Annotated in this window: 20 protein-coding genes; all 20 read left to right on the top strand. The window is 71.6% G+C overall.

Annotation, left to right across the window (positions count from 1 at the left end):
* Positions 1 to 6: 6 nt before the first annotated feature.
* Positions 7 to 879 (top strand): branched-chain amino acid ABC transporter permease, encoded by an 873-nt coding sequence (locus HMPREF0731_RS13365; protein ID WP_007004685.1) that lies wholly within the window; start codon positions 7 to 9, stop codon positions 877 to 879.
* The gene (locus HMPREF0731_RS13360) at positions 876 to 1,832 is read left to right on the top strand and encodes a branched-chain amino acid ABC transporter permease (RefSeq protein WP_007004684.1); all 957 of its coding nucleotides are present in this window, start codon (positions 876 to 878) and stop codon (positions 1,830 to 1,832) included. Before HMPREF0731_RS13365 ends, HMPREF0731_RS13360 begins: the two co-directional genes overlap by 4 nt.
* Entirely contained in the window at positions 1,829 to 2,581 is a 753-nt protein-coding gene (locus tag HMPREF0731_RS13355) for an ABC transporter ATP-binding protein (RefSeq protein ID WP_007004683.1), read from the top strand. The genes HMPREF0731_RS13360 and HMPREF0731_RS13355 overlap by 4 nt, the downstream gene beginning before the upstream one ends.
* A complete protein-coding gene (locus tag HMPREF0731_RS13350; protein ID WP_040613140.1) occupies positions 2,574 to 3,275 on the top strand; it encodes an ABC transporter ATP-binding protein in 702 nt (233 codons plus the stop codon). The genes HMPREF0731_RS13355 and HMPREF0731_RS13350 overlap by 8 nt, the downstream gene beginning before the upstream one ends.
* A gap of 8 nt (positions 3,276 to 3,283) precedes the next feature.
* Positions 3,284 to 4,693 (top strand): MmgE/PrpD family protein, encoded by a 1,410-nt coding sequence (locus HMPREF0731_RS13345; RefSeq protein ID WP_007004681.1) that lies wholly within the window; start codon positions 3,284 to 3,286, stop codon positions 4,691 to 4,693.
* The gene (locus HMPREF0731_RS13340) at positions 4,690 to 5,571 is read left to right on the top strand and encodes an isocitrate lyase/PEP mutase family protein (protein ID WP_007004680.1); all 882 of its coding nucleotides are present in this window, start codon (positions 4,690 to 4,692) and stop codon (positions 5,569 to 5,571) included. The genes HMPREF0731_RS13345 and HMPREF0731_RS13340 overlap by 4 nt, the downstream gene beginning before the upstream one ends.
* Positions 5,568 to 7,220, top strand: a complete 1,653-nt coding sequence (locus HMPREF0731_RS13335) for a hydantoinase B/oxoprolinase family protein (RefSeq protein WP_007004679.1) — start codon at positions 5,568 to 5,570, stop codon at positions 7,218 to 7,220. Before HMPREF0731_RS13340 ends, HMPREF0731_RS13335 begins: the two co-directional genes overlap by 4 nt.
* Positions 7,217 to 9,271, top strand: coding sequence for a hydantoinase/oxoprolinase family protein (locus tag HMPREF0731_RS13330; protein WP_007004678.1), 2,055 nt, complete (start codon positions 7,217 to 7,219; stop codon positions 9,269 to 9,271). Before HMPREF0731_RS13335 ends, HMPREF0731_RS13330 begins: the two co-directional genes overlap by 4 nt.
* Complete coding sequence (locus HMPREF0731_RS13325; RefSeq protein WP_007004677.1) at positions 9,268 to 9,882, top strand: cysteine hydrolase family protein; 615 nt, start codon at positions 9,268 to 9,270, stop codon at positions 9,880 to 9,882. The genes HMPREF0731_RS13330 and HMPREF0731_RS13325 overlap by 4 nt, the downstream gene beginning before the upstream one ends.
* Positions 9,879 to 11,267 carry an FAD-dependent oxidoreductase gene (locus tag HMPREF0731_RS13320; RefSeq protein WP_007004676.1) on the top strand — a complete coding sequence of 463 codons (1,389 nt, stop codon included), beginning with the start codon at positions 9,879 to 9,881 and terminating at the stop codon, positions 11,265 to 11,267. Before HMPREF0731_RS13325 ends, HMPREF0731_RS13320 begins: the two co-directional genes overlap by 4 nt.
* A 45-nt stretch (positions 11,268 to 11,312) precedes the next feature.
* Positions 11,313 to 12,674, top strand: coding sequence for a hypothetical protein (locus HMPREF0731_RS13315; RefSeq protein WP_007004675.1), 1,362 nt, complete (start codon positions 11,313 to 11,315; stop codon positions 12,672 to 12,674).
* Between the two features lie 139 nt (positions 12,675 to 12,813).
* The gene (locus HMPREF0731_RS13310) at positions 12,814 to 13,842 is read left to right on the top strand and encodes an ABC transporter substrate-binding protein (RefSeq protein WP_040613136.1); all 1,029 of its coding nucleotides are present in this window, start codon (positions 12,814 to 12,816) and stop codon (positions 13,840 to 13,842) included.
* Positions 13,839 to 15,332, top strand: coding sequence for an amidohydrolase family protein (locus HMPREF0731_RS13305; RefSeq protein WP_007004673.1), 1,494 nt, complete (start codon positions 13,839 to 13,841; stop codon positions 15,330 to 15,332). The genes HMPREF0731_RS13310 and HMPREF0731_RS13305 overlap by 4 nt, the downstream gene beginning before the upstream one ends.
* Before the next feature lie 105 nt (positions 15,333 to 15,437).
* Positions 15,438 to 17,060, top strand: a complete 1,623-nt coding sequence (locus tag HMPREF0731_RS13300) for an ABC-F family ATP-binding cassette domain-containing protein (protein ID WP_007004672.1) — start codon at positions 15,438 to 15,440, stop codon at positions 17,058 to 17,060.
* 169 nt (positions 17,061 to 17,229) lie between these two features.
* Complete coding sequence (locus HMPREF0731_RS13295; protein ID WP_007004671.1) at positions 17,230 to 17,667, top strand: hypothetical protein; 438 nt, start codon at positions 17,230 to 17,232, stop codon at positions 17,665 to 17,667.
* A gap of 129 nt (positions 17,668 to 17,796) precedes the next feature.
* Entirely contained in the window at positions 17,797 to 18,216 is a 420-nt protein-coding gene (locus HMPREF0731_RS23895; protein ID WP_007004670.1) for a hypothetical protein, read from the top strand.
* A 113-nt stretch (positions 18,217 to 18,329) separates the two neighbouring features.
* The gene (locus HMPREF0731_RS13285) at positions 18,330 to 19,808 is read left to right on the top strand and encodes an NAD-dependent succinate-semialdehyde dehydrogenase (RefSeq protein WP_007004669.1); all 1,479 of its coding nucleotides are present in this window, start codon (positions 18,330 to 18,332) and stop codon (positions 19,806 to 19,808) included.
* A gap of 215 nt (positions 19,809 to 20,023) precedes the next feature.
* A complete protein-coding gene (gene gorA / locus HMPREF0731_RS13280; protein WP_007004668.1) occupies positions 20,024 to 21,382 on the top strand; it encodes a glutathione-disulfide reductase in 1,359 nt (452 codons plus the stop codon).
* Between the two features lies 1 nt (position 21,383).
* The gene (locus HMPREF0731_RS13275) at positions 21,384 to 21,569 is read left to right on the top strand and encodes a hypothetical protein (RefSeq protein ID WP_007004667.1); all 186 of its coding nucleotides are present in this window, start codon (positions 21,384 to 21,386) and stop codon (positions 21,567 to 21,569) included.
* Positions 21,570 to 21,576: 7 nt separating this feature from the next.
* Positions 21,577 to 22,877, top strand: a 1,301-nt coding sequence (locus HMPREF0731_RS13270; RefSeq protein WP_007004666.1) for a glycosyltransferase family 4 protein, incomplete at its 3' end; no start/stop codon positions are given.

The following is a 22,877-nucleotide window of genomic DNA, read 5'->3' as shown; positions in this document are numbered from 1 at the left end:
GGGACCATGTATTCTCCCGCCATCGTGGCCGAGGCCATGGTGAATGGGCTGATGACCGGGGCGGCCTACGCCCTGGTCGCGCTCGGCCTCACCCTGGTCTATGGCGTGCTGCACATCGTCAATTTCGCCCATGGCGCGCTGCTGACCTGCGCCATGTTCGCGGTGCTGGGCATGGAGATGCTGCTGGGCATCGGCCCCTATGCCTCCATCCTGCCGCTGGCGGTCCTGTTCTACGCGTTGGGCTATGCGCTGCAGCGCTATGTCATCGGCCCCTCCAGCCATGGCGAGGACCGCAACACCCTGCTGGTGACGCTGGGCCTGTCCATCATCCTGGAGAATGCGCTGCTCGCCGCCTTCCGCTCCGACACGCGCAGCCTGGGCGGCGATGCGGGGTTCGATGTGGTGGAGCTGGGGCCGATGCTGCTGTCGCGCCCGCGCATGATCGGCTTTGCCGTGGCGCTGCTGGTGGCGGCGCTGCTCTGGCTGCTGCTGGCGCGCAGCGACACCGGCCGCGCCATCCGCGCCGTGGCGAAGGAGCGTTTCGGCGCGCAGCTGGTCGGCATCGACCCGCGCCACATCTTCGCCGTCACCTTCGGCATCGGCTGCGCCTGCCTGGCGGTCGCCGCCTGCCTGCTGCTGCCGACCTTCTACGTCAACCCGCGCGTCGGCAACGCCTTCGTGCTGGTGGCCTTCACCATCGTCGTGCTGGGCGGCATGGGCTCGGTCACCGGCGCGCTGCTGGGCGGGCTGTTCATCGGCGTGGTGGAGAGCCTGGGAGGGCTGTTCCTCGGTGAAAGCCTTGGCCAGCTCGGCATCTTCCTGATCTTCATCCTGGTGCTGCTGCTGCGGCCGACCGGCCTGTTCGGGGCCCGCGCATGAAGCCGCGCGACCTGATCCCGCTGGTGCTGCTGCTCGGCGCCCTGGCGCTGACGCCGCTTTTCGCCTCCAACCTGCTGCTGAACTTCCTGGTCTCGGCGCTGATCATCGCGCTGGGTGCGCAGGGCTGGAACCTGCTCGGCGGCTATGGCGGGCAGCTGTCCTTCGGCCATGCCGCGCTGTTCGGCACCGGCGCCTATGCCACCGCCATCCTGCAGATGAAGCTCGGGCTGAATGCCTGGGCCGGCTTCGCCGCGGGTGTGGCGCTGGCCGCGCTGGCGGGCTGGGTGATCGGTTTCCTCAGCTTCCGCGCCCGGCTGCGCGGCTCCTATTTCGCGCTGGTGACGCTGGCCTTCGCCGAGGTGCTGCGCATCCTGGCCAATGCCGCCGACTTCACCGGCGGTGCCGCCGGCCTGCTGATCAAGCTGCAACCGGGGCTCGCCAACCTGCAATTCGCAACCCGGGCCGAGGCGCTGTGGGTCGTGCTGGCCTGCATCCTGGCCGTGGCACTTCTGACGCTGTGGATCGATCGCGGCCGCTTCGGCGCGCATCTGGTCGCGGTGCGCGAGAATGAGGACGCGGCGCGCGCCCTCGGCGTCGATGTGCTGGCCACCAAGCTGCGCGCCATCACCCTCTCCGGCGCCATCACCGGCGCGGCGGGCTGCCTCTACGCGCAGAATTTTCTCTACCTGGACGCCAACATCGCCTACGGCACCTGGATCTCGGTCGAGCTGCTGATCGCCGCCATCGTGGGTGGCCTCGGCACCGTGCTCGGCCCGGTCATCGGCGCGCTGGCGCTGCATGGCGTGGGCGAGATCACCAAGGGAATGCTCGGCTGGCTGACCGGCATCGACCTGGTGCTGTTCGGCATCATCCTGATCGCCGCCGTGGCCTTCGTGCCGGCGGGGCTGGTCGGCGCGCTGCGCCGCCTGCGGCCGGGGAGGGCGCTGCCATGACGCTGCTGGTGCTGGACGGGCTGAGCAAGCGCTTCGGCGGCCTGCTCGCCGTCGACAAGGCCTCGATGAACGTGCCCGAAGGCTCGATCACCGGGCTGATCGGCCCGAATGGCGCGGGCAAGACGACGCTCTTCGCCCTGGCCTCGGGTTTCCTGGTGCCGAGCGCCGGCCGCGTCGCCTTCGCGGGCGAGGATGTGACGGCGGAGGAGCCGCACTTACGCGCCCGCCGCGGCATCGCCCGCACCTTCCAGATCGTGCAGCCCTTCCAGGGTCTGACGGTGCGGGAGAACATCGCCGTTGGCGCCTATCTTCGCCACACGCGGCGCGATGAGGCGCTGCACCTCGCCGAGCAGGTGGCGCAGGAGGTCGGGCTGGCGCCCTTGCTGGATCGCCCCGCCGCCGCGCTGACGGTGGCCGGCCGCAAGCGGCTGGAACTGGCCCGCGCCCTGGCCACCGAGCCGCGCCTGCTGCTGCTGGACGAGGTGCTGGCCGGCCTCAACCCGTCCGAGGTGCGCGATATCCTTCCCGTGCTGCGCGCCATCCGCGCGCGCGGCGTCACCATCCTGATGATCGAGCATGTGATGCAGGCGGTGATGAATCTCTGCGACCATGTGCATGTGCTGGCCCAGGGCCGCATGATCGCCGAGGGGCCGCCACGCGTCGTCTGCAACGACCCGGCGGTGATCGAGGCCTATCTCGGCCATGGCGCGGCTGCGCGCATCCGGGCGGAGGGCGAGTCCCATGCTTGAGGTCAGTGGCCTGCGCGCCGGCTATGGCGCGGTGGAGGTGCTGCGCGGCCTCGACATGCAGGTGGCGGCGGGCGAGATCGTCGCGGTGCTCGGCGCCAATGGCGTCGGCAAGACGACGCTGAACAAGGTGCTCTCCGGCGTGCTGCGCCCGAGTTCGGGGGAGATCCGCTTCGACGGCACGCGCATCGGCCGCGCCACGCCGGATGCCATCGTCGCTGCCGGACTGATCCATGTGCCCGAGGGCCGCCGCATCTTCCCCACCATGAGCGTGCGGGAGAATCTGGAGCTTGGCTCCTACCGCCGTGGCAAGCCGCGCCGCGCGCGCAACCTCGAACATGTCTTCGACGTGTTCCCGCGCTTGCGGGAGCGCATGGGCCAGGCCGCCGGCACGCTGTCGGGCGGCGAGCAGCAGATGCTCGCCATCGGCCGCGGCATGATGGCCGAGCCGCGCCTGCTGATCCTGGACGAGCCCTCGCTCGGCCTGTCGCCGCTTCTGGTGGAAGAAATGTTCACCCTGATCCGCCGGCTGAACGCCGACGGCCTGCCCATCCTGCTGGTCGAGCAGAATGTGGTGCAGTCGCTGGAGATCGCCTCGCGCGCCTACATCCTGGAGAATGGCTGCTTCGCCTTGTCGGGCAGCGCCGCCGAGGTGCGCGACAATCCCGAGCTGCGCCGCGCCTATCTCGGCATGTGAGGTCCCGTATGAGCATTGTCACGCCCGGCATCCTTCCGGCCTCCGTGCTGCTGCAACAGAAGCGGCCGGACTGGCTGACGGAATGGGGCCGCTTCGCCGCCGCCTTTTCCGCAGCCGACCTGCCGCCGGAGGCGCTGCAGCGCGCGCGCCTGGTGCTGCTCGACAGCATCGCTGTCATCGCCGCCGGCATGCAGGAGCCAGAACTTTCTTCCCTGTTGGCGCAAGCGAACTATGCCGGTGGCGGCTCTGCCGTGGCGATCGGCGCGGGGCGTGCGCTGCCGCCGCTGCTGGCCGCCTTCGCCAATGGCACCGCCGGCACCATGCTGGAGCTGGATGAGGGCAACCAGTATGCGCGCGGCCACCCCGCCATCCATGTGGTGCCGGCCGCACTTGCCGCGGCGCCGCGCGATGGCGCGGCCCTGCTCGGCGCCATCGCGCTCGGCTATGAGCTGGGCGCGCGCATCGGCATCGCCAGCAAGCTGCGGGTCACCATGCACCCGCACGGCACCTGGGGCACCCCGGCCGCTTTTCTGTCGGTTGCGCATCTGCGTGGCGCAGCCGCCGAGACGATGATCCAGGGGCTGAACATCGCCTCCAGCTTCGGCCTCTCCACCAGCCGCCGCACCATGCTGGAAGGGGCGACGGTGCGGAACAGCTATGCCGGCTTCTCCAACCAGCTCGGGCTGATGGCCTGGGATCTGGTGCAATCCGGCTTCACCGGCGAGACGGACGGCATCGGCGCCGTCTATGGCGGCATCATCGCCGAGGATTTTTCTCAGTCGGCGATGACCGAGGACCTCGGCACGCGCTGGGAGATCGCGCGCAACTACTTCAAGCGCCACGCCGCCTGCCGCTACACCCATGGCGCGCTCGACGCGCTGGCCGAGCTGCGCCAGCGCCTGCCGGATCTCGCGCCGGAGCAGATCGAGCGCATCGAGGTCGACACCTATGTCTGGGCCGCGCAGCTCGATCTGCCGGCGCCCTCCAACATGCTGTCGGCGAAATTCTCCATCCCCTTCGCCCTGGCCACGACGCTGCTGCATGGCAGCGCCAGCGTGCCCGCCTTCCGCCCGCCGGCCTTGCAGGACGAGGCGGTGCGTGCGTTGGCCGCGCGGGTCGTGGTGCGGGAGGATGCGGCGCTGACCGCGCGCCTGCCCGGTCTGCGCCCCGCGCGCGTGGCGCTGATCCTGCGCGACGGCACGCGGCACCAGGCCGAGGTGCTGACCAATCGCGGCGACACCGAGGACCCCTACACCGAGGACGACATCCTGCAGAAATTCCGCGAGCTGGCGGAACCCGTCTGGGGCGCTGCGCATGCGGCCGCGCTGATCCAGGCGGTGCGGGGCGTCGACCGGACAGGCGGATTGGATGCGCTGACACCCCTCTTGGCGGCACCGCCGCGGAGCCTTGCCCGATGAGTCTGAAAGCCAGCCTGGCGAGTGCGGCGCCCGTCGTCGCGCCGGGCGTCTATGATGCGCTGACCGCCAGCATCGCCGCCGATGCCGGCTTCCGCGCCCTCTATGTCTCCGGCGCCGCCATCGCCTATACGCGGCTCGGCCGCCCCGATATCGGCCTGGTCTCGATGACCGAGGTGGCCGAGACGGTCGGGCTGATCCGCGACCGCGTCGGCCTGCCGCTGGTGGTCGATGCCGACAATGGCCATGGCAATGCGCTGAACACCCAGCGCACCGTGCGCATGTTCGAGCGTGCCGGCGCCACCGCCCTGCAACTCGAGGATCAGACGCTGCCGAAGCGCTGCGGCCACCTCCAGGGCAAGTCGCTGATCTCCGCCGGCGAGATGGCCGGCAAGGTCAAGGCGGCCGTCGATGCGCGCCACAGCGCGGAGACGTTGATCATCGCCCGCACCGACGCCGTGGCGGTGGAGGGCATGGAGGCGGCGCTGGACCGCGCCCGCCTCTATGCCGAGGCCGGGGCGGATGTGCTGTTTGTCGAGGCGCCGCGCTCGCGCGAGCAGATGGCGCGCATCGCCTCCGAGCTCGGCGGGCTGCGTCCGCTGCTGGCCAATATGGTGGAGGGCGGCGACACGCCGATCTCCACTGCGGCAGCCCTCGGAGAGATGGGCTTCGGCCTGGTGATCTTCCCGGGCGGCATCGTCCGTGCGCTGGCGCATACGGCGCGCGACTACTACGCCTCGCTGGCGCGGCATGGCAGCAACCAGCCCTTCGCCGATCGCATGTTCGATTTCGGCGCGCTGAACGCGCTGATCGGCACGCCGGAGATGCTGGCGCTGGGCGAAACCTACGCGGATTTCGAACGCAAGGAGGGCGCGGCGTGAGCGCCATCGACCCCGTCACCCTCGCCATCCTGAAGGGGCGGCTGGAGCAGATCGCGGACGAGATGGACGCGACGCTCTACCGCTCCGCCTTCAACCCGATCATCGCCGAGGCGCGCGACGCCTGCCACGGCTTCTACCATGCCGAGACCGGCGAGACGCTGGTGCAGGGCGCCAATGGCCTGCCGATCTTCGTCGGCGCCATGGCCTTCGCCGTGAAGGCGGTGATCGACAAGGTCGCCGCCGGCGATGCGGTGCAGGAGGGCGACACCTTCCTGTTCAACGACCCCTATGATGGCGGCACCCATCTGAACGATTTCCGCCTGGTGCGGCCGATCTTCCGCGGCGGCAGGCTGTTCTGCTGGATGGCCTCCGTCGGCCATTGGCTCGATATCGGCGGCAATGTCCCGGGCGGCTACAACCCCAAGGCCACCGAGAGCTTCCAGGAAGGCGTGCGTTTCCCGCCCGTGCGGCTGATCAGCCAGGGGCGGATGAACCAGGACCTGCTCGACATCCTGGCGGCCAATTCGCGCGTGCCGGATTCCAACTGGGGCGACCTGAACGGCCAGCTCAACGCGCTCGATCTCGGCGAGCGGCGCTTCGCCGCGCTGCTCGACGAATATGGCGAGGCGGTGCTGGGCCAGGCCTTCGACGCCTTCTCCGCCCGCGCCGAGGCGATGATGCGCGCCGCCATCGCCAGCCTGCCCGACGGCCTCTACAGCTTCGAGGATGTGCTGGACAATGACGGCATCAGCGACGAGACGCTGACCATCGCGCTCGACCTGACCATCGCGGGCGAGACCATGGCGCTGGATTTCTCCCGGTCCTCGCCGCCGGTGCAGGGGCCGGTGAACATCGCCCGCTCCACCGCCATCGCCGCCTGCTATGTCGCGCTGAAGCACGTCTTCACCGAGGTCCCGGCCAATGCCGGCTGCCTGCGCCCCATCGCCTTCACCGTGCCCGACACCACGCTGCTGGGCGCCAAGGCGCCGCGGCCGGTCGCGGGCTATACCGAGACCATCCTGCGGCTGATCGGCGTGATCTTCGGCGCGCTGGCCAAGGCCGATCCGGCACGCGCCACCGCCGCGCCCTTCGGCACCATCAACGCGCTGTCGCTGGCCGGGCATCGCGCCGATGGCTCGCGCTGGGTGATGTTCTCCTTCTTTGGCGGCGGCCTCGGCGGCAATCCGGAAAGCGATGGCCTGAGCCACGCCAACAACCCGATCTCCACCGCCACCATCCCGCCGGTGGAGATCCTGGAGGCCGCCTATCCCGTGCTGTTCCGCCAATGGGCGCTGCGGCCGGATTCGGCGGGGCAGGGCGCGCATCGCGGCGGGCTCGGCGCGGTCTATGAGATCGAGCCGCTGACCGATGCGCGCGTCTCGCTGCTGGGGGAGCGCGGCAAGGCGGCGCCTTTCGGTGTCTCCGGCGGCACGCCGGCGGCACTGAACCGCTTCACCTGGACCGATGAGCAGGGCGCGCATCACCCGCCCATGGTGTCCAAGATCACCGATATCGCGCTGAAGGCCGGCCATAGCGTGAAGCTGGAAACCCCCGGCGGCGGCGGCTGGGGCGACCCCGCGCAGCGCAACCCGGAAAAGGCCGCGCGCGACCGCCGGCTGGGCTATGTGACGGAGAACGGCGCGGCATGAGCGCGACCATTGTTGGCGTCGATGTCGGCGGCACCTTCACCGATCTCTTCTGCTATGACGAGGCGGCGGGACGCTTCCGCACCGCCAAGGTGCCCTCCAACCGCGGCGATGAGGCGGTGGGTTTCCTCGAAGGGCTGAAGAGCTTCGGCCCGGTGGCGCAGCTCGCCTCCGTGGTGCATGGCACCACCGTCGGCACCAATGCGCTGCTGGAGCGCAAGGGCGCGAAGGTCGGGCTGGTCACCACGCGCGGCTTCCGCGACGTGCTGGAGATGCGCCGCCGCGACCGCCTCCACACCTGGGGCCTCTGGGGCGATTTTCTTCCAGTCGTCGATCGCGATATGCGGCTGGAGGTCAGCGAGCGCACTTTGGCCGATGGCTCCATCCGCCAGGCGGTGGATGCGGCGGAGGTGCAGGCGGCGGTGCGCCAGCTGATCGCCCAGGGCGCCGAGGCGCTGGCCATCGTCTTCATCAACGCCTATGCCAACCCGGCGAATGAGCAGGCGGCGCTCGACGCGGCGCGCGCCGTCTGGCCGGGCGAGACCATCGCCTGCTCCACCCAGATCCTGCCCGAGATCCGTGAGTTCGAGCGCACCTCGACCACCGCGCTGAACGCCTATCTGCAGCCCGTGGTCGGCTCCTATCTCGGCAAGCTCGACAAGGCCCTGGCGGGGGAGGGCTTCACCGGCCAGTTCCACATCGTGCAGTCGAATGGCGGCGTCATGTCGACGGCCACGGCGCGGCGCCTGCCGGTGCGCACGGCGCTGTCCGGCCCTGCGGCCGGCGTCATCGCGGCGGCCGCCATCGCGCGCGAGGCGGGGTTCCCGGATGTCATCACCGGCGATCTCGGCGGCACCTCCTTCGATGTCTCGCTGGTGGTGGGTGGCGGCACGGCGCTGGCGGCGCAGACCACCATCGATTTCGGCCTGGTCATCCGCACGCCGATGATCGAGATCAGCACCATCGGCGCCGGCGGCGGCTCCATCGCCCATGTCGATGCCGGCGGGCTGCTGCAGGTGGGCCCCGAAAGCGCCGGCTCCCGCCCCGGCCCGGTCTGCTACGGCCAGGGCAACACGCGGCCGACGCTGACGGACGCCAATGTCGTGCTCGGCCGCATCAATGCCGAACGGCCCATCGGCGGCAAGCTGGCGCGCCTGGATGTCGAGGCGGCGAAATCCGCGATCCTCGAACATGTCGGCCGCCCGCTGGGGCTGGACGCCATGGCGGCGGCGGAGGCGATTCTGCGCGTCGCCAATGCGCGCATGGCCGGCGCCATCCGGCTGGTTTCCATCGAGCGCGGGCATGACCCGTCGCGCTTCGCCGTGGTGCCCTTCGGCGGCGGCGGCGCGCTGCACACCGGCGCGCTGATCCGCGAGGTCGGGCTGAAGGCGGCGCTGGTGCCGCGCTTCCCCGGCGTCACCTCGGCGCTGGGCTGCGTCATCGCCGATATCCGGCACGATCAGGTGCAGACGGTGAACCTGACCCTGGACGCGCTGGACGAGGCCGCGCTGGACCGCCGCATGGTGGCGGAGGCCGCAGCCGCGCGCGCCGTGGTGGAGGCCGCCGGCCTCGCCGTCGAGCGCATCGACACGGTGTTCGAGCTGGACATGCACTACGCCGGCCAGACCCACACCGTCGCCGTGCCGCTGCCGGTCGAGGTCAGGGATGGCAGCACGGGCCTCTCCCGCGCCATCGTGCGCGAGGCGTTCGAGCGTGCCTACCAGACCAGCTTCTCCCGCCTGCTGCCGGGGCTTGGTGTGCGCATCGTCAATCTGCGCACCGCGGCGATCGGCCGGCGGCCGCGCTTCGATCTTGGCCTGCTGAAGCCCGAGCCGGGCGCCAGCATCGAGGCCGCCCGGCGCGGCAGCCGCCCCGTCTGGTTCGAGGGCGCCTGGCACGACACCGCCATCTATGCCCGGCTGGAGCTGCCGGAGGGCGCGACCATCCCGGGCCCGGCCATCCTGGAGCAGCCGGACGCCACCACCGTGGTCGATCCCGGCCTAGTGGCGCGGGTGGACCATCTGGGCAACATCATCGTGGAGCGCGCCGCATGAGCCACGACCCCATCCCTGCCAGCGAGACCGCGCTGCTGATCGTCGATCTGCAGAATGACTTCATCCACCCCGACGGCGCCTATGCGCGCGGCGGCCAGGGCGACCCTTCCATCGCCGCCCTGCCGGCGCGGGTGAAGCCGCTGGCGGACGCGCTCCGGCAGAAGAATGGCTGGGTGGTCTCCACCCAGTTCACCCTGGTGCCGGGCAAGGGCGGCGAGCCGATGATCTCGCCCCACCTGAAGGCGCTGCGGCCCTTCCTGCGCAAGGGCGATTTCTGCCCCGGCGCCTGGGGCCACCAACTGGTCGATGAATTGCAGCCGGCCGATCTCTCGGTGGAGAAGCTGGCCTATTCCGCCTTCTACATGACGCGGCTGGAATGGGTGCTGCGCAAGGCCGGCATCCGCAAGCTCTATGTCTGCGGCATCGTCACCAATGGCGGCGTCGCCTCCACGGTGCGCGACGCGCATGTGCGCGACATCGACGTGACGGTGCTGGAGGATGGCTGCGCCGCCTTCGGCGCCGAGACGCATGCGACGGCCATCGCGGCGCTGCGCCCGGTCGCGCGCATCGCCAGCATCGCCCAGGCGATGGCGGAGCTGGAGGCGGCATGAGCATCCTGTCCGCCGCCGGCGTCGAATTCGAGCTGACCCTGCCGGTCGTCATCATCGGTGCCGGCGCCGCCGGGCTGGTCGCGGCGCTGGCGCTGCGCGAGGCCGGGCAGGAGGTGCTGGTGCTGGAGCGCGACCCGGTGCCGCGCGGCTCCACCGCGCTCTCCGCCGGGCTGATCCCGGCGCCGGCCACGCGCTGGCAGCAGGCGGCGGGGGAGGCGGACAGCCCGGCGCTGTTCGCCGCCGACATCCTGGCCAAGGCGGGCGGCGAGCCCGACCCGGCGCTGGTCGAGGCGCTGGCGGCCCGCATCGGCCCGGTGCTGGAATGGCTGGCCGACCGGCATGGGCTGGATTTCTCGGTGATCACCGATTTCCGCTATCCCGGCCATTCCGCCTGCCGCATGCACGGCCTGCCCAGCCGCTCCGGCGAGGAGCTGGTGGACCGTCTGCGCGAGGCCGCCGAGGCCGCGGGCGTCGAGATCCTCTGCGAGGCGCAGGTCACCGCGCTGTATGCCGATGCCGGGGGCCGCATCCACGGCCTGGCCTATCGCCGCCCCGATGGCAGCGAGGAACGGCTGGGCTGCGACGCGCTGATCCTCGCCTGCAACGGCTATGGCGGCAATCCGGCGCTGGTGGCCGAGCATGTGCCGCAGCTCTCCGGCGCGCTGTATTTCGGCCATGCCGGCAACCAGGGCGACGCGCTGCTCTGGGGCCAGGCGCTGGGGGCGGCGACGCGGCACCTCTCCGGCCATCAGGGGCACGGGTCGGTGGCGCACCCCATCGGCATCCTGATCTCCTGGGCCACCATGACCCAGGGCGGCATCCAGGTGAATCTGGAGGGAAGCCGCTTCGCCGATGAGAGCCATGGCTATTCCGAGGCCGCCGCCCTGGTGCTGCGGCAGCCCGAAGGGATCGCCTGGAGCCTGTTCGACGAGCGCATCGCCGGCATCGCGCGGCAGTTCGAGGATTTCCGCCAGGCCGAGGCCGCCGGGGTGGTGCTGACCGCGCCCGACATCGCCGCCCTGGCGGCCGCCACCAAACTGCCCGAGGCCGCGCTGGCGGCGACGCTGGCGGAGGTCGAGCGCCTGAAGCGCGAGGGTGCGACGGACGGTTTCGGCCGCGACTTCGCGGGCGTCGCGCCGCTCGTGCCGCCCTATCGCGCCGTGCGCGTCACCGGCGCGCTGTTCCACACCCAGGGCGGGCTGGTGGTCGATGCGTCGGCGCGGGTGCTGCGGCCGGATGGCGCGGCGCTGCCCAATCTCTACGCCGCCGGCGGCGCCGCCTGTGGTGTCTCCGGCAGCCGGGCGGAGGGTTATCTCTCCGGCAACGGGCTGCTGACGGCGGTGGCGCTCGGCCATGCGGCGGGGGAGGCGGCGGGGCGCGCCTGACCGCTTCCCCTGCCGCGCATTCCCTGCTGTGCTGCGCGCATGGGAATGAAACGCCGAGACCTGCTGCTGGCGGCCGCCATGGCGCCGCTGGCCGCCCCCGCCCTGTGGCCAGGCCGCGCCCGGGCGCAGCCCTCCAGCCTGGACGCCATGCCGCCGGTGCTGTTCATCCACGGCAATGGCGACCAGGCCGCGCTGTGGCAGACCACGCTGTGGCGCTTCGAGAGCAATGGCGTGCCGCGCCCGCGCCTCGCCGCGCTGAACCTGCCCGACCCGCTGGCGCGCGACGATGACGGGGTGGCGCAGCCGCGCCGCTCCTCCTCCGCCGAGTTCACCGCCGCCGTGGCGGCGGCGGTGGCGGCGCTGCGCGCCTCGACCGGCGCCGCGCGGGTCGCGCTGGTGGGCAACAGCCGTGGCGGCTACCCGATCCGCGACTTCGTGGTGCATGGGGGCGGCGCGGCGCAGGTCTCGCATGCCGTGCTCTGCGGCACGCCCAATCGCGGCGTCTATGACTGGCCGGAGACCCGCAACCGCGAGTTCAACGCCCATTCCGCCCTGCTGCGCCGCCTGAATGGCGGGGAGAGCGACGTGGTGCCCGGCACCGAATTCCTGACGCTGCGCAGCGACGGCAATGACGTCTATGCGCAGGCGGATGCCTTCGCCCTCGGCCAGCCCGGCCGCCCGACCGGCACCGGCCCGGCCGGGCCGGAGCTGCGCGGCGCCACCAACCTGGTGCTGGGCCAGCTCGACCACCGGGAGGTCGCCTACCACCCGCGCGCCTTCCGCGAGATGTTCCGCTGGATCGCCGGGCGGGAGCCCGCGCGCCTCGCCATTGTGCCGGAGGCGCGGCCGGTGCTGAACGGCCAAGTCACCGGCACGCCGGGCGGCGTGCCGACCAACCGCCCCGTCGAGGGCGCACAGGTGGACATCTGGCGCACCGACCCGGAGACCGGCGCGCGGCTGGGCGAGCCGCTGCTGCGCCGCGTGACCGGCGCGGACGGGCTGTGGGGCCCGGTGCAGGTGGCGCCGGACTGGACGCTGGAATTCGTCGTCGCCGCCCCCGGCCATCCGGTCACGCACATCTACCGCTCGGGTTTCCCGCGCTCCTCCGACATCATCCATCTGCGCCCGGCGCGGCCGGTCGGCGAGCAGGACCGGGCGGCGGGGGCGGTGCTGCTGTTCACCCGGCCGCGCGGCTATTTCGGCCTGCCGCGCGACGCCATCATCCTCGATGGGCGGGAGCCGGCCGACATCCCGCGCGGCCTGGCGCGCAGCGCCACCGCGACGCTGCGCGCGCCGGCGGAGCGCCTCGGCCAGCCGGTCCTGGCGCAGTTCAACGAGGAGCGGATCGTGGCGCGGCTCTGGCCGGTCGCGGAGAACCGCGTCAGCGTGGCCGAGCTGACCGGCTGAGGCGCCGCATCGCCGGCCAAAGCGGGGCGGTTCTGCCCGGTTTCTGGGCAGGCGCGGCGCCGGGACGCGGCTCTGGCCGGCCGCGAGGCTGGTCCGCCTTTTGCACGGCGGGAAGGCGCCGATGCCGGAGAGAGACGCCATGACCCCGCCCGACCGCTCCCTGCTGCCCCGCCGCCTGCTGCTGGGCGCCGCCCTGGCCATGCCGGCGCTGCGCACCGCCCGCGCCCAGGCGGCGCTGCGCTTCACCCTGGACTGGGCGCTGCAGGGCAACCACGCCATGTTCTCGCTGGCCGAGGATCATGGCCTGTACCAGCGGGAGGGGCTGTCGGTCCGCATGGATCGCGGCTTCGGCTCGGGCGACGCGCTGGTGAAGGTGGGCTCCGGCGCCTACGACATGGGCTTCGCCGATTTCTCGGGCGCGGTGAAGTTCAACGCCGAATACCCGCAGAACCGGCTGGTGATGATCTACCCGGTCTTCGACCGCACCGCCGCCGCCATCGTCACCCTGCGCGGCCGCGGCATCGAGAAGCCGCAGGATGTGGCCGGCCGCACCCTCGGCGCGCCGGAGGGGGAGGGCAGCCGCATGCTCTTCCCCGCCTTCGCCCGCGTCGCCGGCATCGACACCAGCCGGATGCGCTGGACCTCCATGGCCGCCAATCTGCGCGACACCATGCTGCGCACCGGCCAGGTGGATGCGGTCAGCGGCTTCCTCTTCACCGTGCATTTCAACCTGGTGGGCCTCGGCATCCCGGAGGAGCAGATCCTCGGCTGGCCCTATGCCGAGCATGGGCTGGACCTGCTGGGCTCCGGCCTGTTCGCCCGCGCCGAATGGCTGGAGCGCAATGGCGAGACGGCGGCGAAATTCGTCCGCGCCGCCATGGGCGGGCTGAAGCTGCTGCTGAACGACGTGCCGGCGGGGATGGCCTCGCTGAAGAAGCGCGAGCCGCTGTTCGACTCCGCGCTGGAGGCGCGGCGGTTTGCCATGACGCGGGATCGGTCCATCATCACGCCGAACAGCCGGGAGGGCGGGCTCGGCGTGCTCGACATGGCGCGCGCCGCGCAGCTGGTGCGGGTCAATGCCGAGGCCTATGGCATCAACACCCCGCCGGAGGCCGCCAGCATGTTCACCGACCGCTACCTGCCGCCGCGCGCCGAGCGCATGCTGTGACGCGCCGGCTGCTGCTGCGCGGCGCCCGTGTGCTGGCGCCGGATGCCCGCTCCGCGCCGCTCGCCGACCTCCTCATCGAGGGCGACCGCATCGCCGCCCTGCTGCCGCCGGGCAGCGCGGTGGAGGATGCCGAGGTGGTCGAGGCCGGCCACCGGCTGGTGATCCCCGGCCTGGTGAATGGCCACACCCATGGCCATGGCGGGCTGGCCAAGGGCGCGGGCGACAAATGGGACCTGGCGCTGCTGCTGGCCCACGCCCCCTGGGTGGGCGGCGGGCGGGGCCTGGCCGACAAGAAGCTCTCGGTCCAGCTCACCGCCGTCGAGCTGCTGAAGAAGGGCTGCACCGCCGCCTTCGACCTGCCCGCCGAATTCCCCGGCCCGACGCCGGAGGGGCTGGAGGCGATGGCCGAGGCCTATGCCAGCGTCGGGCTGCGCGCCGTGCTGGCGCCGATGGTGGCCGACCTGAACTTCTTCGAGGCGACGCCGGGCTTGGTGGATTCCCTGCCCGAAGCCCATCGCGCGCGCGCCGCGGCCATGCGCATGGCCCCCGCCGCCGAGACCCTGGCGACGCTGCGCCGCGCCGCCCAGGGCTGGCGGCATGGCGCTTCCGGCATCGCCCTCGGCCTCGGCCCCACCATCCCGCTGCATGGCTCGGAGGAATTTCTCCGCGGCTGCGCGGCGCTGGCGGAAGAATTCGGGCTGCGGGTGCAGAGCCATGTGGCCGAGGCGCGCTACCAGGCCGCCGCCGGCGAGCTGCGCTATGGCGGCGCCACCCTGCTGGAGCACATGGACCGGATGGGGCTGGTCGGGCCGCGCTTCTCGGTCGCGCATGGCGTCTGGCTGACCGAGGGCGACCTGGCGCTGCTGGCGAAGCGCGGTGGCGGGCTGTCGCACAATCCCGGCGCCAATATGCGCCTGGCCTCGGGCATCGCCCCCGCCCGCGCGGCGCTGCGGGCCGGGGTGACGCTCGGCATCGGCACCGATGGCTCCTCCTCCTCCGACAACCAGAACATGTTCGAGGCGATGCGCTTGGCCGCCTTCGCCTCCCGCCTCTGGGAGGAGGCGGATGAGGATGACTGGCTCGGCACCGCCGAGACGGTCCGGCTGGCCACCGCCGGCTCCGCCGCGCTGCTGGGCCTCGAGGCGGGGGAGATCGCGCCGGGCAGGCTCGCCGATCTGGTGCTGCTCGACCTCGGCCACATCAACTGGATGCCGCTGAACGACGCCGCCAACCAGCTGGTCTGGACCGAGGATGGCAGCGCCGTGACCGATGTCATGGTGGGCGGCGCCTGGAAGCTGCGCGACCGCCGCGTGCTGGGGGTCGACGAGGCGAAGCTGGCCGCCGAGGCCCAGGCGGCGGCCGACCGGCTGCGCGCCGCCAATGCGGGCGCGAAGGAATGGTGCGAGGCGATCGCCCCGCATGTCGCCTGCCATTGCCGGGCGCTGGCGCGCGGCTGGACCCGCTCCCGCCGGCTGCTGCGGGCGGAATAGGGGCGGGCAGGGGCCGTCGCCACCGGCGATTCGGCGGGAGGGGGCGGGCTGTGCCATAAGCCCGCCCGCAGACGCCTCCCCCCACGCCAGACCGTCCCGGGACCCATGATCCGCCTCGACAACATCAGCAAGCAGAACGGCCAGCAGCTCCTCTTCATCGAGGCCTCGGCCGCGCTCCAGCGCGGCGAGAAGATCGGCCTGGTCGGGCCCAATGGCGCCGGCAAATCCACCCTGTTCCGCATGATCACCGGGCAGGAACCGCCGGATGAGGGCCAGGTGGTGGTCGATCGCGGCGTCTCCATCGGCTTCTTCAGCCAGGATGTGGGCGAGATGGCCGGCCGCAGCGCGGTGGCCGAGGTGATGGACGGTGCCGGCGCGGTGAGCGAGGTGGCCGCCGAGCTGGCCGAGCTGGAGGCGGCCCTGGCCGATCCCGACCGCGCCGACGAGATGGACAGCCTGATCGAGCGCTTCGGCGAGGTGCAGGGCCGCTTCGAGGCGCTGGGCGGCTATGCGCTGGAGGGCCGCGCCCGCGAGGTGCTGGCCGGCCTCAGCTTCAGCCAGGAGATGATGGAGGGCGATGTCGGCCGCCTCTCCGGCGGCTGGAAGATGCGCGTGGCCCTGGCCCGCATCCTGCTGATGCGCCCCGACGTCATGCTGCTGGACGAGCCGAGCAACCATCTCGACCTCGAAAGCCTGATCTGGCTGGAGAATTTCCTGCGCGGCTATGATGGCGCGCTGCTGATGACCTCGCACGACCGCGAATTCATGAACCGGATCGTCAACAAGATCCTGGAGATCGATGGCGGCACGCTGACCTCCTACACCGGCAATTACGAATTCTACGAGCAGCAGCGCGCGCTGAACGAGAAGCAGCAGCAGGCGCAGTTCGAGCGCCAGCAGGCGATGCTGGCCAAGGAGATCGCCTTCATCGAGCGGTTCAAGGCGCGCGCCTCGCACGCCGCCCAGGTGCAGAGCCGGGTGAAGAAGCTGGAGAAGATCGACCGCGTCGAGCCGCCGAAGCGCCGCCAGGCCGTCTCCTTCGACTTCCTGCCCGCGCCGCGTTCGGGCGACGACGTGGTGAAGCTGCGCGGCGTGTCGAAGCGCTACGGCCAGCGTGTGATCTATGACGGGCTGGACCTGCTGGTGCGGCGGCGGGAGCGCTGCTGCGTCCTCGGCGTCAATGGCGCCGGCAAGTCGACCCTGCTGAAGCTGGTCACCGGCGCCACCACCCCGGATGAGGGCAGCGTGACGCTCGGCGGCAGCGTGAAGATGGGCTATTTCGCCCAGCACGCGATGGAGCTGCTGGACGGCGACCGCACCATCTTCCAGACACTTGAAGAAAATTTCCCGCGCGCCAGCCAGGGCTCGCTGCGCGCCCTGGCCGGCTGCTTCGGCTTCTCCGGCGACGAGGTGGAGAAGAAGTGCCGCGTGCTGTCGGGCGGCGAGAAGGCGCGGCTGGTCATGGCCATGATGCTCTACGACCCGCCGAACTTCCTGGTGCTGGATGAGCCCACCAACCACCTGGACATGGCCACCAAGGAGATGCTGGTGGCGGCGCTGGCGGATTACGAGGGGACGATGCTGTTCGTCTCGCATGACCGCCACTTCCTGGCCGCGCTGTCCAACCGGGTGCTGGAGCTGACCCCGGAGGGCATCCACCAGTATGATGGCGGCTACACCGAATATGTCGCCCGCACCGGGCAGGAGGCGCCGGGCCTGCACGCCTGAGGCGGCGCCCGCCGGACAGGGCGCCGTCCGGCGCAGGCCGGGCTTGTATAATATGCAACCGAAACGGTGCCGGATCGCTTGGCAGGGGACGGGAACGAGCGCATATCCTGCGGTGCAACATGCGCCTGCCCGCAAGACGCGCCCCCTTCCTGCGGAGTTCTCACAGCCCATGCCCTTGACCAGCCGCGCCCGCACCGAGTTCCTGGCCCGCCGCTACATCGCCAGTCGTGGCGGTGCGCCGATGGTGGCCGATCCGCTCGGCATCGCGCTGCCGCGGCTGCGGCAGGAGGTGGCGCTGTGCCAGCGCCTGGCGCGGATCGACCTGATCATCGCCCTGGTGCTGGTGATGGCGGCGCTGACGGTGATCCTGACCGCCTGGCTGGCGCCGCTGCATGGCGGCATCGTCACCGTGCTGCTCTGGCTGCATGTGGTGCCCCTGCTGGGCCTCGGGGCCGTGGTCTGGGGCGCCATCCTGCTGGAGCGGACAACGCCGCGCTGGGTGGTCTCCCGCCGCATCGCTCGCGCCCTGCAGGCCGGCGCCTGGCTGGAGGCGCTGGACCTCGCGGTGCACGGCCTGCCGGCACCGGGCGCCGCCCAGCCGGCCTGAGCGGCGGAATCTGCCGGGGCGCGGCCCGGCAATTCCTGCCGGGGCGCGGGCCAGGGCCTTGCGATTCAAGCCCTTGGTCATGGCATTGCGCTTGCTCGCCGCGGGATCATCCGCAGCGAGGAGGCAAGCATGTCCATCTCCATCCTGGCCGGCCTGGCGGTCGGGGTCCTGCAACGTGTCTCCGCCCAGCAGCTGAACATCACCAGCGCCACGCCGAACCGGCCGGAGGAGCGCAAGGCGGAAGAGGGCGCCAGCGCCGCCACCGCCGCGCCCGTCCTGGGCGGCCAGGCGCGGCTGGCGGAGGGCAGCCTGTCCGGCCTGCTGCAATTGCAGGAGGGCGCGGAGTCCACCACCCCGGCCGGTAGCGCCCTGCGCGCGCCGCCGCCCCCGGCCGGCGAGACCGATGCCACGGCGCTGGACGCGCCGGCCCTGGGCAGCCCCGATTCGGCCGAGGCGGCGCTGCGCCAGCAGCGGCAGGAGGCGCTGGCGGCGGCGCTTTCGGCCTATGGCGGCAGCGGCCGCGCCGCATCCTCCGGATTGCTGGCCTGATCCGGCCGCACGCCGCCGTGCGGTGGGCTGACAGAGCGGCGGGGGGTGCCTAACTTCCACCGACCAGACGGAACGCCGCATCGGGCGGGCCGCCGCATCGGGAGAGAACCGCCATGCTCGACGCCGTCGCCAAGCTGCCGCTGAAGGACCCGGACCTGTTCCGGCAGGCCAATTACATCGACGGGCAATGGGTGCAGGCCGAAAGCGGCAAGGTGCTGGAGGTGAAGAACCCCGCCACCGGCGAGCTGGTCGGCACCGTGCCCTCGATGAGCGAGGCCGAGACGCGCCGCGCCATCGAGGCCGCCAACGCCGCCTGGCCGGCCTGGCGCGCCATGCTGGCGCGCGAGCGCGGGCTGATCCTGCGCAAGCTGGCCCAGCTGATGCTGGACAACACCGACGACCTGGCCGCCATCATGACCGCCGAGCAGGGCAAGCCGCTGGCGGAATCGAAGGGCGAGGTGGCCTATGCCGCCAGCTTCTTCGAGTGGTTCGCCGAGGAGGGCCGCCGCGTCTATGGCGAGACCATCCCGCAGAACGCCAAGGGCCGCCGCATCCTGGTGACCAAGGAGCCGATCGGCGTCTTCGCCGCCATCACCCCCTGGAACTTCCCGGCCGCCATGATCACCCGCAAGGCCGGCCCCGGCTGGGCCGCGGGCTGCACCGGGGTGATCCGCCCTGCCAGCCAGACGCCCTTCTCGGCCCTGGCCATCGCCGTGCTGGCCGAGCGCGCCGGCATGCCCAAGGGCGTGTGCAACATCATCACCGGCCCGTCCTCCGCCACCGGCAAGGAGCTGACCGGCAACCCGCTGGTGCGCAAGCTGTCCTTCACCGGCTCGACCGAGGTCGGCCGCGTGTTGCTGGCGCAGTGCGCCGAGACCATCAAGAAGACCTCGATGGAGCTGGGCGGCAACGCGCCCTTCATCGTCTTCGACGACGCCGACCTGGACGCGGCGGTGCAGGGCGCCATCGCGTCGAAGTACCGCAACACCGGGCAGACCTGCGTCTGCGCCAACCGCGTGCTGGTGCAGGAAGGGGTCTATGACGCCTTCGCCGCCAAGCTGAAGGAGGCGGTGGAGAAGCTCAAGGTCGGCAACGGCATGGAGGAGGGGGTCACCCAGGGCCCGCTGATCAATGCCGATGCGGTGAAGAAGGTGCAGGCGCATATCGAGGACGCGCTGTCCAAGGGTGCGAGCATCGTCACCGGGGGCAAGCCGCACGAGAAGGGCGGCAATTTCTTCCAGCCCACCGTGCTGGCCAATGTGCCGCATGAGGCGGTGATCTTCCGCGAGGAGACCTTCGGCCCGGTCGCCCCGCTGTTCCGCTTCAAGACCGAGGAAGAGGCGATCAAGCTGGCCAACGACACCGAGTTCGGCCTGGCCGCCTATTTCTACGCGCGCGATGTCGGCCGCATCTTCCGGGTGGCCGAGGCGCTGGAATACGGCATCATCGGCATCAATGAGGGCATCATCTCGACCGCCGAGGCGCCCTTCGGCGGGTTCAAGCAGTCCGGCCTCGGCCGCGAGGGTTCGAGCCATGGCATCGAGGAGTATATCGAGATGAAGTATCTCGCCCTCGGGGGTATTGGCTCGTAAGAAGATCTTCTTTTTCTGAAGAAAAAGAAGCAAAAAGACTTCTTTCAGTTTGGCGTCCCGCTTCAGGCCTGAGGCGGGACGCCAACGGACAAAAGTTTTTTGGTTCTTTTTTTCAAAAAAGAACCCTTTCTTCCCCCTGCTCAAGCCTCCGGCTTGACGCGCGGCCCTAGGACGCCCTTCTTGCCACGGCAACCGTAGCATGAGGGGCCCCGCGCATGAGCGCCTATGATTTCGACCTGTTCGTCATCGGTGGCGGCTCGGGCGGCGTGCGCTGCGGGCGCATCGCGGCCGGGCATGGCGCGCGGGTGGGCGTGGCGGAGGAGCGCTTCTGGGGCGGCACCTGCGTCAATGTCGGCTGCGTGCCGAAGAAGATCATGGTCCACGCCGCCGAATACGGGCAGTGGTCGCGCGAGGCCGGGGCCTTCGGCTGGGACATGGAGAACAAGGGCCATGACTGGCCCACTCTGGTCGCCGCCCGCGATGCCGAGGTGGCGCGGCTGAACGCCATCTATGCCCGGCTGCTGGGCAATGCGGGGGTCACCAGCTTCAACGCCCGCGCCACCTTCATCGACCCGCACACGCTGGATGTCGGCGGCCAGCGCGTCACCGCCGAGCGCATCGTCATCGCCGTCGGCGGCCGACCGATCCGCCCCGACATCCCGGGCGCCGAGCTGGGCCTGGTGTCGGACGACCTGTTCACCCTGAAGGAGCGGCCGCGCCGCATCGTCGTGGTGGGCGGCGGCTATATCGCGCTGGAATTCGCCTCGCTGCTCTGCGGGCTGGGGGCGGAGGTGGACCTGCTCTACCGCCAGGACCTGCCGCTGCGCGGCTTCGATGGCGATCTGCGCGAGGCGATGGCCGAGGCGCTGGCGAACCAGGGCATCCGCCTGCATCCCGGCCAGGAGCCGGCGCGGCTGGAGAAGGCCGGCGAGGGGCTGCGCCTGACCCTGAAATCCGGCGCGGTGCTGGAGACGGACCAGGTGATGTTCGCCACCGGCCGCGTGCCGAACACCGACGGGCTGGGGCTGGACCGCGCCGGCATCGCCCCCGGCCGCTCCGGCTGCGTGCCGGTGACGCTGGAGCAGGCGACCAGCCAGCCGCATATCTACGCCATTGGCGACGTGACCGATCAGCTGAACCTGACCCCGGTGGCCACCGCGGTCGGCCATGCCCTGGCCGACACGCTGTTCGGCGGCCGCCCGCGCACCGCCAGCTTCCAGAACGTGCCGACGGCGGTGTTCACCTCTCCCCCCGCCGCCATGGTCGGGCTGAGCGAGGAGGCCGCCGCCGCCCAGGGGCCGGTCGACATCTACATGGCCCGCTTCACGCCGATGCGGCACACCATCAGCAAGCAGCCGCGCAAGACGCTGATGAAGCTGGTGGTGTCGCAGCGCACGCGGCGGGTGCTGGGCGCGCATATGCTGGGCGAGGATGCGGGCGAGATCATGCAGGGCATCGCGGTGGCGATCGTCGCCGGCGCCACCAAGGAGGATTTCGACCGCACCATCGGCATCCACCCGACGGCGGCGGAGGAATTCGTCACCCTGCGGACGCTGACCCGCTCGGTGGGGTGAGATGGACCCGCTGCTGCGGCTGTCGGTCTTCCTCACCCGGCTGGTGCGCAACCCGCCCTCGCGGCAGCGGGCGATGATGATGCTGGCGGCGCTGCTGATCTGCGTGGCGCTGCTGCTGGTGGAGCGCTTCATCGGCTGGCCGGACTGGGCGACGCTGGAGCGCAGCCCGCGCATGATCCGCCCCTAGGCCCCGCATGACCCCCCCGCCCAATGCCGCCATCGGCTTCGCCGCCGATGGCTACCGCACCGACCGCCCGAAGCTGATGGGCCGCCATGTGGCGGGCGAGGGCTTCCTGCGCGGCATGATCCGGCATTCGGGGGTGGAGACGCTCTCGGCCTATCTGCTGGCGCCGGGCGATGGCCGCGCCTTCGCCACCCTGGCGCGGCAGCATGGCGCGGCCATGGCGCTGGAGGCGATCGCGCCGCAGCGGCTGGACCGGCTGGCGGCGATCGGCACGCTGATGCTGCCCGGGCCCGACCTGGCCTCCGCCGCAAGGCTGCGCCGCTTCGCCGGCGATGCCGCCTGGTCGGTGGTGGGGGTGACGCACACCATCGCCTCGCACAACGCCATGGCGGCCATCGCGGAGATGGCGGCGGCGCCGGTGCAGCGCTGGGATGCGCTGATCTGCACCTCCCGCGCCGTGCAGGAGAGCGTGCGGCGCCTGCTGGCGATGGAGGCGGAGGTGCTGGCGCGGCGGCTGGGCGCGCGGCAGCTGCCCCTGCCGGAACTGCCGGTGATCCCGCTTGGGGTGGAATGCGATTCGCTGGCGCCGCGGCCGGAGCTGCGCGGCGCATGGCGGGCGCGGCTGGGCATCCCGGAAGGGGCGGTGGCGGTGCTTGGCCTCGGGCGGCTGTCCTGGCATGCCAAGGCGCATCCGGCGGCGCTGTTCGCGGCGCTGGGGCGGGCGGCGCGGCGGGAAGGAACACCGCCGCTGCATGCGGTGCTGGGCGGCTGGTTCGCGCATCCGGGGCAGGAGGAGGCGCATCGCGCCCTGGCCGCCGCCCTGGCGCCGGAGGTGACGCTGCATATCGCCGACGCGCGGCCGCCGGGGGCGCGGGAGGGGCTGCTGGCGGCGGCCGATGTGTTCGCCCTGCTGGCCGACAACATCCAGGAGAGCTTCGGCCTGGCGCCGGTGGAGGCGATGGCGGCCGGGCTGCCGGTGGTGGTCAGCGACTGGGACGGGTTCCGCGACACGGTGCGGCAGGGGGAGGACGGGTTCCGCGTGCCGGTGCGCATGGCGCCGCCGGGCAGCGCGGCGGACCTGGCGCTGCGCCATGCCAGCGGCGTGGTGGATTACGACCATTACCTGGCGGCGACGACGCAGCTGGTGGCGGTGGAGATCGGCCCCGCTGCCGATGCGCTGGCGGCCCTGGCTGGCGATGCCGGGCTGCGGGCGCGGATGGGGGCGGCGGGGCAGGCGCGGGCGCGGGCGGTGTTCGACTGGTCGGTGGTGATCGGCCAGTACCAGGCGCTGTGGGCGGAGCTGGCGGCGCG

The sequence above is a fragment of the Pseudoroseomonas cervicalis ATCC 49957 genome (assembly GCF_000164635.1).
Taxonomy (GTDB): domain Bacteria; phylum Pseudomonadota; class Alphaproteobacteria; order Acetobacterales; family Acetobacteraceae; genus Pseudoroseomonas; species Pseudoroseomonas cervicalis.
Note: the sequence above shows the minus strand (reverse complement) of the source record. Positions and strands in the feature narration are given on the sequence as shown.